Raw genomic sequence first — 15,070 nt, 5'->3', positions numbered from 1 at the left:
TTAATTCATCTTGTCCACAATAAGCGGTTTTTCCGCGGGGCATTTAACGATTTCGAAATGGATAGGCCCGATCTTCACTGCAAAGCGACATACGGAGGGTGCGTATCGACGGATGACAACAAAAACATTGGTTATCAAAGGCAAAGGCGGGTTGGGGAACCGCATACTGTCTGCAGTTTCGGGCTTGGTTTACGCTGACTTATCGGGGCGCACACCCGTGATCGACTGGCGCGATGGCTGCTATGCTCCGCTTGGCGAAAACGCCTATCCACTTCTGTTTCAATCCCCGATCACGGGTGAAAACGTTGAAGACCATACAGACATATGCCCCGCAATCTGGACCGGCAAACTGCATTGCCAACCGCAAGATATGATCGACGCCTATATGCCCCAATCCCATTCAAACCCCTGGGGGTATCGCAGGCTATGTGTTGACTTAAAGCGGCTAGACCACCCACAGGAAACAGCAGTCTACTGGTCCTACCTGCCCAAGCTGGCACGCATGCAGCATCACTTGCGCCGTGACCCTCGCTTTGCCAACAGGGGGGAGCGTGAAATTCTGGCCGACTACCTCGGGCGCTACTTTACCCCTAACGCGCGGGTGCGCAGGGCGCTGTCGCAGATGCGCCCCACAACAAAGAGGCCCAGCATCGGCGTGCACATCAGGTTTACGGATCGTAAAATCCCGCTTCGACCCGTGTTGGCGACGTTGCGACGGCTAAAGCAATGCCAGCCGGATGCGACCATCTTTCTCGCCACGGACAACGCGCAGATCGAGCAACGTCTGACATGCGAATTCGACAAGGTAATGACCCACCCGAAACGACTGGACCCTTCGGGCCATCGCCTGCACGGGCCAGATACAACCTGCGATCAGCAACGCGAAGCAGAGAATGCTTTGATCGACATGTGGCAGCTGTCGCGCTGCGATCATCTCATCTATTCGCACCGATCTACCTTCTCTGTGACATCCGCCTGTTTGGGGTGTTTTTCAAAGGTACATACCCATGATGTCGAACGCTTTTCAGTACGGCTGTGGGCGAAGGACCTTTTACAGCGCTATGCCTAATCATACCCCTGCAACCAAAGGTTCCGCGCGGTCCAAACCGCCGCCCAATGCGCTGCCCGCGCCCGCCTGTCGGCCCTGTTCGACGCTATTAAGGGCCGCGTGGCCAGATACCGCGTCGCAGACCAAAGCCACATGAAGAAGATCCCCGCGCCCCTTTGCGATTTGGGCCAGTGATCGCGGATCAATGATGCGCGCGATGTCATGACTGCAATGGCCTTTGCCTCTGTGCGCGATGTGGAGGCTCCAACATGATGTACGATCTGCGCGCTTGGTGTGATCATCGGGTGGTACCCGAAGGCCCGCGCGCGCAGACACAGATCGGCATCCTCGCCATACATGAAATACTTGGTGCTGAACCCGCCCAGCCGGTGCCAAAGCGAAGTTTCAATCAGCATGAAGCATCCGACGACGATGTCCACCTGCCGCACGGTGTCGCGCGCCCAGCCACCATAAGCTTCAGGGTTAAAAAACCTGTTCTTCGTCAAAGCTGCGCTAAACCCCGTCGCCTTGAAGAACAGGCTTGCCAATGTGGGCCGTGCCCAGCATGACGCGATGTTCAACGCGCCGTTCGCAAAAACAGTCCGGCCGCCCCAGATGCCAGCCTTCGGATAAAGTCGCGCAAAGTCGATGAGGCGATCAATCGCCTCGTCCTGCAATTCCGTATCGGGGTTGAGCAAAAGCACGTAGTCAGATGCGCAATCTAGCGCAGCCAAGTTATTGCCACGCGCAAAGCCAAGGTTCTGCGGCGCTCGAATCAGCTGTACCTTCGGAAACGCAGAAGCAATTGCATCCGCAGAACCATCTGAAGACGCGTTATCCAAGACGACGCAGTCAAAACGCGTTGTGTGGGTATGTTGGTACAACGTTTCGAGCGCCTTCAACGTCATGATGCGCGTATTAAAGCTGATTATGACCACGGTTAGCGTGGCCGGAGAGCTCGCCAAAGACGCTGCGCCGGCCTGCGCCATCGTCAGCATCCCGTTGCGCGAAATACCACGCCCGCTGTTGCTTTTAGTATTCGTAAGTCTTGTTTCATTGAGAGTGATGCAAAATACTGCTCGTCAAAACGAGCGCGGTCCACAAATTTTGATCTATTTCGTGAGGAAACCTGCCAGTTCCCACTGATCCCCGGTCGCAGACGGTAATAGCTTTTTCCACGATACAACACTTGTTGAGACACCAGCATGGGTCGCGGGCCAACCAGACTCATATCGCCGCTGAGCACGTTCAAAATTTGAGGAAGTTCATCCAGCGATGTACAGCGCAAGAAGCGCCCCAGTTGCGTCACTCTGGGATCAAGGCACAGTTTGTGACTACGCCGCCATTCAGATTGCGCCGCGGGATTTTTCGCCAAATAATCGCTAAGGAAGTCTGGGTCATGAGGCCGCATGGTGCGCAGCTTCCACATGCGAAAGATCCGCCCATTTCTGCCGACACGTTCCTGCGTAAAGAATGGGTCAAGCCCAGATCCCGCGACTAAGCACGCCAGGAACGCGATCATAGCAAAAGCGATCGGGAACAGCAGCATACATAAAAAAAGGTCAAAGCAGCGTTTTCCGTAGCGGCGATATAGGTCCGACCGCACATATAGGTGCGGTCTGGTTTGCATATGAACATCACGCTGTTTTTGAAGTATAGTAGGTTGATACATCCGAAACTCCTTCTTCGGCGTGGGCCATGGAAAAGTCGATGCATCAAAGCGTATGAGGGCAGGCTTACTGCTGAGTTAAGAATAACTATTCAATTTGAGCTATTACGTAGAAAGAACGGTTCACCGCCGCTCGAACGAGACACGCTGTCAGGAAAACAGAGACTGTTGGCAATTCTTCGATGCTACGCAGATCTGAAAAACATTTTTGGGAGGAGCACCTACGGCGCTATGGTCCGACCTTCACCCTCTCGCTTAGCCGCCAAATGCGCATATGCAGCAAGCAATTGCGGTTCAGAGAATGACCATGCCAATGTGCAAGCCACCCTATCTTTGCCAATTTGGCCCATTTCACGCCTGCGTGCCGGATCGCTGACAAGGGTTTTGATACACTGCGCAAAAATCACTGGATCATTATTTTCTGCGTACAGCGATGCCCCCCCTGCGGTTCGCCGCCCTTCAGTCAAATCAAATTGCACTACAGGTTTGCCCAGCGCCATATATTCGACCACCTTATTCATGGTCGAAATATCGTTCATTGCATTGTGCGGGTCAGGTGCGAGGCCAATATCGATGACATTCAACGCGCCGACTAGCGCAGGCCCGTATAAGGCACCAGTAAACGTAAAGTAATCTTCAAGCTTAAGCTTAGTGATCTGCTGCGTCATCTCGGCCAGCGACGGCCCAAAACCGATAATTAGGAAGTGAATATCGGTTTCGCCCAATACGGTGACAAGATGATGGGCTGCCGAAACCATGTGCTCCATGCCCTCTTGCTGTCCGATTACGCCCACATAGCCAAGCTGTGTTTTTGCAAGGTTTTGATGGGATTTGGTCCCTGGCTCCGGCTTAAAATCCGCGAGGTCGGGGGCCGACCGGACGACAAAGATATCCTCCGTATTCTTGCGCCCTCGCCCGACGGCAATGTTGTGAAAGCTGACATTTGGCGAGATGATGATCGATGCGATGCGGTAGCTGAGCCGTTCAAATCGACGCATGAGCCAATAGCCAATTCCCCGCTTCTGAAACTTCACGATATATAGTTCAGGGCACACGTCGTGTTGGTCAAAGACGTATGCCACGCCTTTGCGTCGAAACCACAGCGCCAGCAGGCAGATCAGGTCCGGAGGGTTACAGCCGTGAATTGCCTGAAAAGGGTTTTCTCGCCAAATTTTTCGCGCCAAGCGGAACCAGTGCAAAAGTGCGCTGGAATACTCTTTCACGTAGGAAACAGCCCCCCCACTACCCTCTAAAACAGCGGGATACCGGTAAATGCGCACGCCTTCCCGAATTTCGAATGCCTCGATCCATCCCTGCCCCGTGGGCGAAATGATCGAAACCTGGTACCCGGCCTTGACCAACGTTGTTGCTTCCAGCCAGACCCGCCGGTCAAGCGGGACGGGCAGGTTTTCAACGACGATTAGGATATGGCGCAAGGGCGGTTTGGTCATACGTCTTTCAACAAGGGAATCATAGCTCCCCTCGGTTTGACACAAGGGAATGAACAATTGATTAATTCGGCCGCTAAACAGCCCGGGGGGCGCCGCCTATCGGAAACAAAGACACCCGCATCGTCCATTTATCCTGCATTTGCGTCAAACTGGCGATATTTGAGGACTTGTAGCCACCCTGATCGCCGCGTATCCAAGTCAGTGGGACACCCTTCCCCAACGAAGGGCGCTTATCTGAAAGGGTAGCTAAATGGCTATTACGACACCGACCTCGCGGCCTACGAATCCGCGTTTTTCTTCTGGCCCGTGTGCCAAACCCCCTGCTTATGACCTGGCGAAGCTTGCGAGCGCGCCATTGGGACGCAGCCACCGCGCAGCGCCCGGCAAGGCAAAATTGTTTGAAGCAATTGAAACCACCCGTGAAATTCTAGGCGTACCTGCTGACTATAAAATTGGCATCGTTCCCGCTTCCGACACCGGTGCGTATGAAATGGCGATGTGGTCACTGCTTGGCGAGCGCCCTGCAGAAATGGTCGCATGGGAATCATTTGGCGCGGGCTGGGTTACGGATGCCGTAAAACAGCTCAAGATAGAGCACACGGTACATACAGCTGATTACGGACAAATTGTCGATATGTCGGCGTTAAACTATGACCATGATGTATGCTTCACTTGGAATGGGACTACCTCTGGCGTGCGCGTTCCAACCGGCGATGTCATCCCATCCGACCGCAAGGGATTGACCTTGTGCGATGCAACGTCCGCTGCTTTCGCAATGGATTTGCCCTGGGACAAACTGGATGTGACAACATTCAGCTGGCAGAAAGTTCTGGGTGGCGAAGCCGCGCACGGGATGCTGATCCTCAGCCCTCGGGCTGTCGAACGGCTTGAAAGCTATACGCCTGCATGGCCACTTCCTAAGATTTTCCGCCTGACCAAAGGTGGCAAGCTGATCGAAGGTATTTTCAAAGGCGAGACAATCAACACGCCTTCCATGCTCTGCGTTGAAGATTATCTGCTGGCCTTGGATTGGGCGAAATCCGTGGGTGGACTGAAAGGTCTGATCGCGCGTGCCGATGCCAATACGGCAGCCATCACAGGATTTGTGGAAACACACGATTGGATCGATTTCTTGGCGGTTGATCCGGCGACACGGTCGAACACATCAGTATGCCTGAAGTTCAATGACGACCGGATCAAAGACGGCGCAGCCTTCGCAAAAGCTGTGGCCAAACGTCTGGCTGACGAGGATGTAGCATTGGACATTGGAGCTTATCGCGATGCTCCTGCCGGTCTGCGCATCTGGTGCGGCGGCACCGTCGAAGCCTCTGATATCCAGGCGATGTTACCCTGGCTTGAATGGGCTTTCGAAGCTGAAATCAACGCCTAATTTGCGGCTCCCCGCCTAGCATTTTTGTTGGGCGGGTGGTTAGCCCACGCCCCCATTTTATTCAAAAAAGGAGCGCCACTCATGGCCCCCAAAGTGCTTATTTCCGACAAACTCTCGGACGCCGCAGTTCAAATCTTTAAAGACCGTGGCATTGACGTCGATTTCCAACCCGACCTCGGCAAAGACAAAGACAAGCTCGCCGCCGTGATCGGCGACTATGACGGGCTCGCGATCCGGTCCGCTACGAAGGTAACTGACAAGATTCTCGCAAACGCTACCAACTTGAAGGTAATCGCGCGGGCCGGCATCGGGACGGACAACATCGACAAGGATGCGGCCTCGAAAAAGGGTGTCATCGTGATGAACACCCCCTTCGGCAACATGATCACCACTGCTGAACATGCGATTGCAATGATGTTCGCCGTCGCCCGGCAAATCCCCGAAGCGTCGGCCTCCACGCACGCGGGCAAATGGGAAAAGTCCAAGTTCATGGGTGTTGAACTGACAGGAAAGACCCTTGGCGTGATTGGCGCAGGTAACATCGGTGGTATCGTTTGCGACCGCGCGCGTGGGCTCAAGATGAAAGTTGCCGCCTATGACCCCTTCCTGAGCGAAGAAAAGGCACAGAAGATGGGCGTCGAGAAAGTCGAGTTGGACGACCTGCTGGCCCGCGCCGATTTCATCACATTGCACGTGCCCTATACCGACCAAACCGCCAACATTTTGTCGAAAGAGGCGCTGGCGAAGACGAAAAAAGGTGTGCGGATCATCAACTGCGCCCGCGGTGGCCTTGTTGACGAAGAAGCATTGGCAGAAGCGCTGAAATCCGGCCATGTTGCCGGCGCAGCCTTTGACGTCTTCAAAGAAGAGCCCGCGACCGAGAACCCGCTGTTCGGCCTGCCTAACGTCGTGTGCACGCCCCACCTTGGCGCGGCGACAACCGAGGCGCAGGAAAACGTTGCCCTTCAAGTCGCCGAACAAATGTCTGACTACTTGCTGACCGGTGCGGTCACCAACGCGTTGAACATGCCTTCGGTCACCGCCGAAGAGGCAAAGGTCATGGGCCCATGGATCACATTGGCCGGTCACTTGGGTGCCTTTATTGGCCAGATGACTGACGAAGCCGTTAAGGCAATCAACATTCTGTATGATGGTCAGGTCTCGGAGATGAACCTGAACGCGCTGAACTGCGCGGTCGTGGCGGGCATCATGAAACGTGCCAACCCAGATGTTAACATGGTCAGCGCCCCTGTCGTCGCACGGGAAAAAGGCATCCAGATCAGCACCACCAACCAAGATAAATCTGGTGTGTTTGACGGTTACGTGAAGGTCACGGTTGTTACTGAAAAACGGGAACGTTCGATCGCGGGCACCGTATTCTCGGACGGGAAACCACGGTTCATCCAGATCAAGGGCATCAATATCGAAGCCGAAGTTGGCGCACATATGCTCTATACAACCAACGACGACGTGCCCGGTATCATCGGCACATTGGGGCAGACCCTTGGTGCGCATGACGTCAACATTGCGAACTTCACGCTTGGCCGCTCCACCGCTAAGGGCGAAGCAATTGCATTGCTCTACATTGACGGACCGCTGCCCGAAAAAGCGCTAAAAGATCTGCGCGATACAGGCCTATTCAAGCAGGTCAAAGAGCTCGAATTCGAAGTCGCCTAAACCCGACCTTATCCCTGAAACGCAAAGCGCCCCCGGCATCGGGGGCGCTTTTTTGTCTGCTTCCAAATGACCTAAATCCCGGGGGAGTAGCCAAAGGCTGCGGGGGCAGCGCCCCTTCTTAGCCGACCCGACGATGCATCACGCACCGGTCCAGTCCAGCACGACCTTGCCCGACGCACCCGACCTCATCGTCGCAAATCCGGTCTCGAAATCATCTGCGTCAAAGCGGTGCGTGATGATCGCACTGACATCCAGCCCGTTTTCGAGCATGGCGATCATTTTGTACCAGGTTTCGAAAATCTCGCGGCCGTAGACGCCTTTGACCGTGATCGCCTTGAACACGATGCGCGACCAATCCACAGGGGATTTTCCGGGCGGAATGCCCAGCATCGCAATCCGCCCGCCCATGGTCATCGCCTCGACCATCTGGTCAAGCGCGGTCTGATTGCCCGACATCTCCATCCCGACGTCAAAACCCTGTTTCATCTTGAGACGCGCGATGACATCCGCGAGGTCTTCTTGACGCACATCGACAGGCACGACGTCCGCGACCTTGGCAGCCAGTTCAAGGCGTGCGGGGTTCACATCCGTGATCACAACATGGCGGGCACCGACATGGCGCGCGACCGCGGCGGCCATGATGCCGATGGGGCCTGCGCCGGTGATCAACACATCCTCGCCCACCAGATCAAAGCTCAGCGCGGTGTGGACCGCATTGCCAAGAGGGTCGAGGATAGCACCGATATCATCGGAAATCGTATCGGGCAGCGGCACCACGTTGAACGCGGGCAGCCGTAGGTATTGCGCGAACGCGCCTTGTTCGTTCACGCCGATCCCGCGGGTGGCGGGATCAAGGTGGAATTTGCCCGACCGCGACTGGCGTGAGGTTTTGCCGATGAGGTGCCCCTCGCCCGAGCACCGCTGACCGATGCTCAGATCGGTGACATTGCGCCCCAGCTCTACGATCTCTCCGGCGAATTCATGACCCGTGATCAACGGGACAGGCACGGTTTTTTGCGCCCATTCGTCCCAGTTCCAGATATGAATATCGGTCCCGCAGATGCCAGTTTTGTTCACCTTGATCAGCACATCATCCGGCCCGATCTCTGGCACAGGCGCGCGGGTCATCCACAGCCCCTCACGCGGCTCGGATTTGCACAGCGCTTTCATTTGGTTGCTCATGACAGAACCCCACAGGCTTTGCCCGCGACTTCAAAAGCGGCCAGCGCGCGATCCAGTTCATCGCGTGTCAGCGCGGCGTTCATCTGGGTGCGGATGCGGGCTTGACCACGAGGCACCACCGGAAAGAAGAATCCGCTAACATAGACGCCTTCCTCGAACAGACGCGCCGCCATATCTTGTGCCAACTGCGCTTCGCCCAGCATCACAGGGATAATCGGATGTTCGCCAGGTAGCAGGTCAAAGCCCAGTTTGGTCAGTCCCTCGCGCCAGTATTTCGCGTTTTCGAACAGTTGCTTGCGGCGGTCGTCACCTTGCTCGACCAGCTCCAGCGCCTTGATCCCCGCCATGACAATCGAAGGCGGCAGCGAGTTCGAAAAAAGATAGGGGCGTGCGCGTTGGCGCAGCAAATCGATCACCGGCTGCGGCCCTGCGATATAACCGCCAATGGCCCCGCCAAGCGCCTTGCCCAACGTGCCCGTCAGAATATCAACATCGACGCTAAAATGTGCGGGCGTGCCCTCGCCCTTGGGGCCCATGAAGCCTGTCGCGTGGCAGTCGTCGACCATCACGAGCGCTTCGTATTTCTCGGCCAGTTTTGTGATTTCAGGCAGTTTGGCCAGATAGCCATCCATACTGAAAACGCCATCTGTTGCGATCATGATAAACCGCGCGCCTTCCTCGCGGGCGAGCTTCAGCTGCCCTTCAAGGTCGTCCATGTCAGAATTGGCATAGCGGTAGCGTTTGGCCTTACACAGGCGGATGCCGTCGATGATCGACGCGTGGTTCAGACTGTCCGACACAATGGCGTCTTCGGGTCCGAAAAGCGGCTCGAACAGCCCACCGTTGGCGTCAAAGCAGGCGGCGAAGAGGATGGAATCATCCTTGCCAAGGAAGGCCGCCAGCTTTTGTTCAAGCTCGCGGTGAATATCCTGCGTGCCGCAGATAAAGCGAACCGAGGCCATGCCAAACCCCTTGGGGTCCATCGCGTCGCGGGCAGAGGCAATCAAGTCGGGGTGGTCCGCCAGCCCGAGGTAGTTGTTCGCGCAAAGGTTAATGACCTGACGCCCGCCCACCGTGATCTCGCCTGATTGCGGCGAGGTGATCATGCGTTCTTGCTTCATCATACCGTCTGCGGCGATGCCGGACAGGGTGGCGTTGACGTGATCTAGATACGCTTGGGTCATGATAAAACTCCTTTTCACAGGCGTTCTACCATAATGGATGCATTTCCGAAATAGAGGAATTCCCCTATAGCGGATTTTTTCCTATATTGTGGATTAAGATGTCGATCTAGGCGTCCTGCACCACTAGAAACGCCCGTACAGGACCATCCGTTGCAGCGATCCGGTGCGGCACGTCGGCTGGATAGCGCGCTGTATCACCTGCGTGGACTGTGCCGACGGCCTCCCCGCTGTGCAGCTCTACCGTGCCTTCCAAGACTGTCAGGTGTTCGCGTGCACCCCGCGTATGGGGCTGGCTGTCCAGCATACCGCCGACGTCAATCAGCAGTTCATAGACTTCGTGTTTGCCCGCCTCTTCGGGTGGCGAGAGGATGCGGATGCGGCAGCCGGAGCCGAGGTTATTGATCGTTGGCACCTCTGCGGCCCGTAGCACTTCGATCTGGGCAGGGCTCGGGGCGCTGTCCAGCAAACCTGCGAAATCTACCTGCAAGGCGCGGGTCAGGTTCCACAAGGTTGCGATGGTAGGGCTGCTTTCGCCGCGCTCGATCTGGCTGACCATGGACCGCGACACGCCTGACAGCTTGGCGACCGCATCAAGGCTCAGACCCTGTGCGGTGCGCGCGGCCTTCAGGCGGGCGGGAAGTTGCGTCAGTATAGCGTCTGGATTATCCGTCATGCCGGATAGATGGGCCGCAGTGTGCCCCGCTGTCAATGGCAGGCGCTAGCTGAGCGCCTGCAAAACCGCAATAATCCCCGTTGCGGTCCCTGCGCCCACAATCGCCGACAGGATAATCCACCGCCGGAAGGCCGGACGGGGCGGCGGCGTTTCTTCCTGCTGCCGGATCAACGCACTTTCGACCAGCGCAGGCAACCGCGGGCCGAAACGTGCGAGCACCATCGCGGTCTTGCTCAGGTCTTTGATCACTGCGCGTGGACCGATGGATTTAGAGATGTAATCCGTCACGATCGGGTTCGACACTTCCCAGATGTTGATATGCGGGTTGAGCGAACGGGCGACCCCTTCGACGACGACCATGGTGCGTTGCAGCAAGATCAGCTCGGTCCGCGTCTCCATCCCGAAGCGTTCGGTGACCTCAAACAGATAGGTCAGCAGCCGCGCCATCGAAATGCGGGTCGCGTCCATGCCGAAAATAGGCTCCCCCACGGCGCGCAGGGCACGGGCGAATTCGTCGACATCTTTGTCGGCAGGCACATAGCCCGCTTCGAAGTGCACCTCTGCCACGCGTTTGTAATCTTTGCGGATAAAGCCAAACAGAATCTCGGCATAAACACGGCGGGTGTATTCGTCGATGTGGCCCATGATGCCGAAATCATAGGCGATGATATCCCCGTTCGGTGCGACCTTAAGATTGCCCTGATGCATGTCTGCATGGAAATACCCGTCGCGTAGCGCGTGGTTCAGGAACAGCTGCAATACGCGATCGCCTAACGCGACACGGTCGTGACCCGCGGCGTCAATCGCATCGTTATCCCCCATGGATACGCCATCGGCCCAGCCCAGCGTCATCACACGTCGGGCGGAATATTCCCATTTGATCGCAGGCAGTTGGAACCCTGCGTCGCCTTTGGTGTTCGCGGCAAATTCAGACGCGGCAGAGGATTCGAGCCGCAAATCCAGCTCGCCCCGTACGACGCCATCGAAATGCTCGATCACCTCCATCGGGCGCAGGCGGCGCGATCCGGGAGAGAAGAGTTCAACCATACGCGCCGCCAGATAGAAGGCATCGACATCCTTGCGGAACGCTTTCTCGATACCGGGGCGGAGCACTTTGACGGCCACGTCTTCTTGGGTCTCGGCGATGGTTGCGCGGTGCACCTGCGCGATAGAGGCGGCAGCGACAGGTTCGCTGAACTCAGAGAAAATCGCACTGACCGGCAGGCCCAACTCTTTCTCGACTTCGGCCTTGGCCTGTTCGATCGAAAACGGCGGCAGCTTGTCTTGCAATACGCGCAGCTGCACCGCCAGTTCGTCGCCCACGACATCGGGGCGCGTGGACAGCACCTGACCAAATTTGATGTAGGCGGGGCCAAGCGCGGTGAGCGCACGGGTGGCGGGTGGCATCGCCGGATCGCCAGCATAGCCCAGAAACTTGAACGGCTTGCCAAGCGCCTTGGCGACGAACCGCAAGGCAGGAGTCGCGTCAAAAGCGTCGAGCACGACATTCATCGCGCCGGTCCGCTCCAAAGTTGCACCGGTGCGGATCAACCGCCAGATATTGTGAGGTCCGCGCATGACTTAAATCTTCCAACCAGAATGAAGCGCCGCAATGCCCAGCGACAGGTTCCGATATTTCGCCTGCCCAAAGCCCGCGGTGCGTAGCATACCTAAAAAGGTCTCTTGGTCGGGGAAATTGCGGATCGATTCGACAAGGTATTGATAGCTGTCACGGTCGTTCGCGATCATCTGCCCCATGCGGGGGATGACGTTAAAGCTATACAGATCATAGGCTTTTTGCATCATCGGATTGGGCAACTGGCTGAATTCAAGCACCATGAGACGCCCGCCGGGGCGCAACACGCGGTAGGCTTCGTTCAAAGCCTCTTGGGGACGGGTTACGTTCCGGATGCCAAAGCTGATGGTATAGACGTCAAAGCTGTTGTCCTCGAACGGCAGCGCCATCGCATCGCCGACAACCCAATCAAGACTGTCCGCCATCGCTGCTGCCTCGGCGCGCTTGCGCCCTGCGACCAGCATCGGTTCGGTCAAATCCAGCACAGTGGCATGGCCCGTTCCCGCGCGGCCCAGAAACTTGAACGACACATCTCCCGTGCCTCCGGCGACATCCAGCAGCTTTTGTCCTGCACGCGGGGCCAGCCAATCCATCATCGCTTCTTTCCAGACGCGGTGGATGCCGACGCTCATCACGTCGTTCATGATGTCATATTTGCTTGCCACAGAGTTAAAGACACCCTGCACGCGTCCGGCCTTGTCGCCTTCGGCCACGGTTTCAAATCCGAAATGAGTGGTTTTGTCGCTGTCGTTTGTCATGGGGTCTTGTAGTCCTTTGATCTGCACCTTTGTTATAGGGCGCGAGGGGTCAGGTACAATGCGCCCTTTTGTCAGAAGGGAAACAACCATGCCTGAGTTGCCAGAGGTCGAAACAGTACGTCGCGGTTTGTCCCCCGTGATGGAGGGTCAGGTGATTGCCCGCGCCGAGGTGAACCGCCCCGATTTGCGCTGGCCTTTCCCCCCAGATATGGCCGCAAGGCTGACAGGACAACGGGTGACCCAGCTGCGCAGGCGGTCAAAATACATTCTGGCGGATCTATCCTCGGGAGAATCGCTGCTGGTGCATCTGGGAATGTCCGGCCGGATGCTGATCTCGGGCGATCCGTTGGGGCAATTCGTGCATGACCACCCCGCCCCCGAAAAACATGATCACGTTGTGTTTCATATGGGCAACGGTGCGCGGGTAACATTCAACGATCCGCGCCGCTTTGGCGCGATGGATCTTTTGGATACGGCCAGTGCCGACAGCCATAAGCTGCTGTCGGCCATCGGGCCAGAGCCGCTTGGCAATGATTTCCACGAGGCGCACCTGATTGGCGCGCTGAAAGGCAAGAACACCCCGATCAAGACCGCTCTGCTGGACCAGCGGATCGTGGCGGGGCTGGGGAATATCTATGTCTGCGAAACACTTTACCGCGCGGGCATCCACCCGGCGCGCAAGGCGGGGCGCATATCAGCGGCCCGTGTTGGCGGGCTGGTCCCGATCATCCGCGACGTCCTGAACGCAGCGATCACCGCAGGTGGATCGACCTTACGCGATTTCAAACGCGCTGACGGAGAGTTGGGCTATTTCCAGCACAGCTTTGACGTGTACGGGCGCGAGGCGCAGCCCTGCCGCACCCAAGGCTGCGCCCATCAGATTGCCCGCATCGTGCAGTCCGGGCGCTCTTCCTTCTACTGCCCGCAATGCCAAAGATAACTTGAAACACCCCGTCCCCGTGGTATGCACATCTTTCAAAGCGTAACAAACGAGAGCATTCTTTGATGGCTTATGAAACGATCACGGTCGACGTCGACAACCACATCGCGCTTGTCACGCTGAACCGTCCTGACGCAATGAACGCATTGAATGACCAGCTGATGACAGAGCTGGCCGATGCATTGAAATCGGCTCAGGAAAACGAAAAAGTCCGCTGCATCGTGATCACCGGCTCGGAGAAGGCCTTTGCCGCCGGTGCCGATATTGCCATGATGCGCGACAAAAGCTTTGTCGACGTCTTTGCCGGTGATCTTTTCACCCCAGAGACCGACCAGATCATGCGTGTGCGCAAACCCATCATCGCTGCCGTGTCGGGCTATGCCCTTGGCGGCGGTTGCGAACTGGCGATGATGTGTGACTTTATCATCTGTTCGGAAAGCGCCAAGTTCGGCCAGCCCGAGATCAATCTGGGCGTTGTCGCCGGCATTGGTGGCACCCAGCGTCTGACCCGTGCGATCGGCAAATCCAAAGCAATGGATATGAACCTGACGGGCCGCTTTATGGATGCAGCCGAAGCAGAACGCGCGGGCCTTGTGTCACGTGTGGTTCCGGTCAAAAAGCTGATGGAAGAAACGATGGCAGCCGCGGCAAAGATCGCCGAGAAATCCATGATCTCGACCATGGTGGTCAAAGAGGCGGTAAACAGGTCCTTCGAAGTGCCGCTACGCGAAGGTCTGCTGTTTGAACGCCGCGTTTTCCATTCGCTGTTTGCAACGGAAGATCAAAAAGAAGGCATGTCCGCCTTCCTAGAAAAGCGCGAAGCACAGTTCCGCGACAAGTAAATAGCTTTGCGGGTTTGCATTGCGCGTCGGGGTGGACTATAGGCAACCCCAATACATGCGCGTGCAGCCCGCTCTGGCTAGAATCACCTTATCGGATATTGGTTCCGGTCCTTGGGTTTGTGTCGCGTATTCGCAATTTGAACATACCCAAGATTAAGGCTGATCCTCATGGCAAATACACCTCAGGCAAAAAAGCGCGCCCGTCAGAACGAAGCACGTTTTCAAATCAACAAAGCACGTCGTTCGCGCATCCGTACCTTTCTGCGTAAAGTAGAAGAAGCCATTGAATCCGGTGACAAAGAAGCCGCAACAGCCGCCCTGCGCGCTGCTCAGCCTGAGCTGATGCGCGGTGTGACCAAAGGCGTTTTCCACAAGAACACAGCGTCGCGCAAAGTGTCGCGCCTGGCGTCGCGGGTCAAAGCACTGGGCTAAGCCCGACTGACACCACGTCAACATTAAAATCCGAAAGGCACCGTTTTTACGGTGCCTTTTTTTTGGTGTCGCACTCGGATCACGGGAATGAGATTCTTTTGCACCAATCTCTGAGTCAAGTTTGAAGATGTGTTGTAACAGTCCAACCGAGATTGCTAACAGTATCAAACGCGATTCACTTCGCTTGGGGGGACAGGCCCGAACGGTTCGAGATATTTGCTAGGATATCGAACATCCGTCGGGGAAAT

General features: G+C 56.5%; 14 protein-coding genes. 6 read left to right on the top strand and 8 right to left on the bottom strand.

The annotated features are described in order from the left end of the window. Positions 1 to 112: 112 nt before the first annotated feature. Positions 113 to 1,069 (top strand): NodZ family protein, encoded by a 957-nt coding sequence (locus E5180_RS14225; RefSeq protein ID WP_138924955.1) that lies wholly within the window; start codon positions 113 to 115, stop codon positions 1,067 to 1,069. Here the strand turns inward: E5180_RS14225 and E5180_RS14220 are convergent. The 3 genes from E5180_RS14220 to E5180_RS14210 form a co-directional block, all read right to left on the bottom strand. After that, complete coding sequence (locus E5180_RS14220; RefSeq protein ID WP_138924954.1) at positions 1,066 to 2,037, bottom strand: glycosyltransferase family 2 protein; 972 nt, start codon at positions 2,035 to 2,037, stop codon at positions 1,066 to 1,068. The genes E5180_RS14225 and E5180_RS14220 overlap by 4 nt on opposite strands. 2 nt (positions 2,038 to 2,039) lie before the next feature. Next, a complete protein-coding gene (locus E5180_RS14215) occupies positions 2,040 to 2,720 on the bottom strand; it encodes a sugar transferase (RefSeq protein WP_254700494.1) in 681 nt (226 codons plus the stop codon). 218 nt (positions 2,721 to 2,938) lie between these two features. Then, positions 2,939 to 4,225 carry a glycosyltransferase family 4 protein gene (locus E5180_RS14210; RefSeq protein ID WP_254700493.1) on the bottom strand — a complete coding sequence of 429 codons (1,287 nt, stop codon included), beginning with the start codon at positions 4,223 to 4,225 and terminating at the stop codon, positions 2,939 to 2,941. Positions 4,226 to 4,418: 193 nt separating this feature from the next. On the opposite strand from E5180_RS14210, the gene E5180_RS14205 reads away from it, so the two are divergent. Further along, entirely contained in the window at positions 4,419 to 5,558 is a 1,140-nt protein-coding gene (locus E5180_RS14205) for a phosphoserine transaminase (protein WP_138924953.1), read from the top strand. 81 nt (positions 5,559 to 5,639) lie between these two features. Beyond that, on the top strand, positions 5,640 to 7,235 hold the full coding sequence (gene serA / locus E5180_RS14200) for a phosphoglycerate dehydrogenase (protein WP_138924952.1): 1,596 nt from the start codon (positions 5,640 to 5,642) through the stop codon (positions 7,233 to 7,235). A gap of 138 nt (positions 7,236 to 7,373) precedes the next feature. Here serA and tdh read toward each other — a convergent pair whose 3' ends face one another. The 5 genes from tdh to ubiE form a co-directional block, all read right to left on the bottom strand. Then, a complete protein-coding gene (gene tdh, locus E5180_RS14195; protein ID WP_138924951.1) occupies positions 7,374 to 8,417 on the bottom strand; it encodes an L-threonine 3-dehydrogenase in 1,044 nt (347 codons plus the stop codon). Beyond that, positions 8,414 to 9,601 carry a glycine C-acetyltransferase gene (locus tag E5180_RS14190; RefSeq protein ID WP_138924950.1) on the bottom strand — a complete coding sequence of 396 codons (1,188 nt, stop codon included), beginning with the start codon at positions 9,599 to 9,601 and terminating at the stop codon, positions 8,414 to 8,416. The genes tdh and E5180_RS14190 overlap by 4 nt, the downstream gene beginning before the upstream one ends. Before the next feature lie 106 nt (positions 9,602 to 9,707). Further along, entirely contained in the window at positions 9,708 to 10,274 is a 567-nt protein-coding gene (locus E5180_RS14185) for a helix-turn-helix domain-containing protein (RefSeq protein WP_138924949.1), read from the bottom strand. 45 nt (positions 10,275 to 10,319) lie between these two features. Further along, positions 10,320 to 11,852 (bottom strand): 2-polyprenylphenol 6-hydroxylase, encoded by a 1,533-nt coding sequence (gene ubiB / locus E5180_RS14180; RefSeq protein WP_138924948.1) that lies wholly within the window; start codon positions 11,850 to 11,852, stop codon positions 10,320 to 10,322. Positions 11,853 to 11,855: 3 nt separating this feature from the next. Then, entirely contained in the window at positions 11,856 to 12,608 is a 753-nt protein-coding gene (gene ubiE / locus E5180_RS14175) for a bifunctional demethylmenaquinone methyltransferase/2-methoxy-6-polyprenyl-1,4-benzoquinol methylase UbiE (RefSeq protein ID WP_138924947.1), read from the bottom strand. An 88-nt stretch (positions 12,609 to 12,696) separates the two neighbouring features. Between ubiE and mutM the strand changes: the two genes are divergently transcribed. The 3 genes from mutM (at position 12,697) to rpsT (ending at position 14,822) form a co-directional block, all read left to right on the top strand. Further along, positions 12,697 to 13,548, top strand: coding sequence for a bifunctional DNA-formamidopyrimidine glycosylase/DNA-(apurinic or apyrimidinic site) lyase (gene mutM, locus E5180_RS14170; RefSeq protein WP_138924946.1), 852 nt, complete (start codon positions 12,697 to 12,699; stop codon positions 13,546 to 13,548). Positions 13,549 to 13,613: 65 nt separating this feature from the next. Then, positions 13,614 to 14,390: an enoyl-CoA hydratase gene (locus tag E5180_RS14165; protein WP_093734393.1), complete on the top strand. Its 777-nt coding sequence runs from the start codon at positions 13,614 to 13,616 to the stop codon at positions 14,388 to 14,390. 168 nt (positions 14,391 to 14,558) lie between these two features. Next, positions 14,559 to 14,822, top strand: coding sequence for a 30S ribosomal protein S20 (gene rpsT / locus E5180_RS14160; RefSeq protein WP_093734394.1), 264 nt, complete (start codon positions 14,559 to 14,561; stop codon positions 14,820 to 14,822). Positions 14,823 to 15,070: the final 248 nt, after the last annotated feature.

Origin of the sequence: Sulfitobacter sp. BSw21498 (genome assembly GCF_006064855.1) — a bacterium.
In the GTDB taxonomy this organism is placed as follows: domain Bacteria; phylum Pseudomonadota; class Alphaproteobacteria; order Rhodobacterales; family Rhodobacteraceae; genus Sulfitobacter.
The sequence above is the reverse complement of the archived record's forward strand: the minus strand, read 5'-3'. Positions and strand labels throughout refer to the sequence as shown.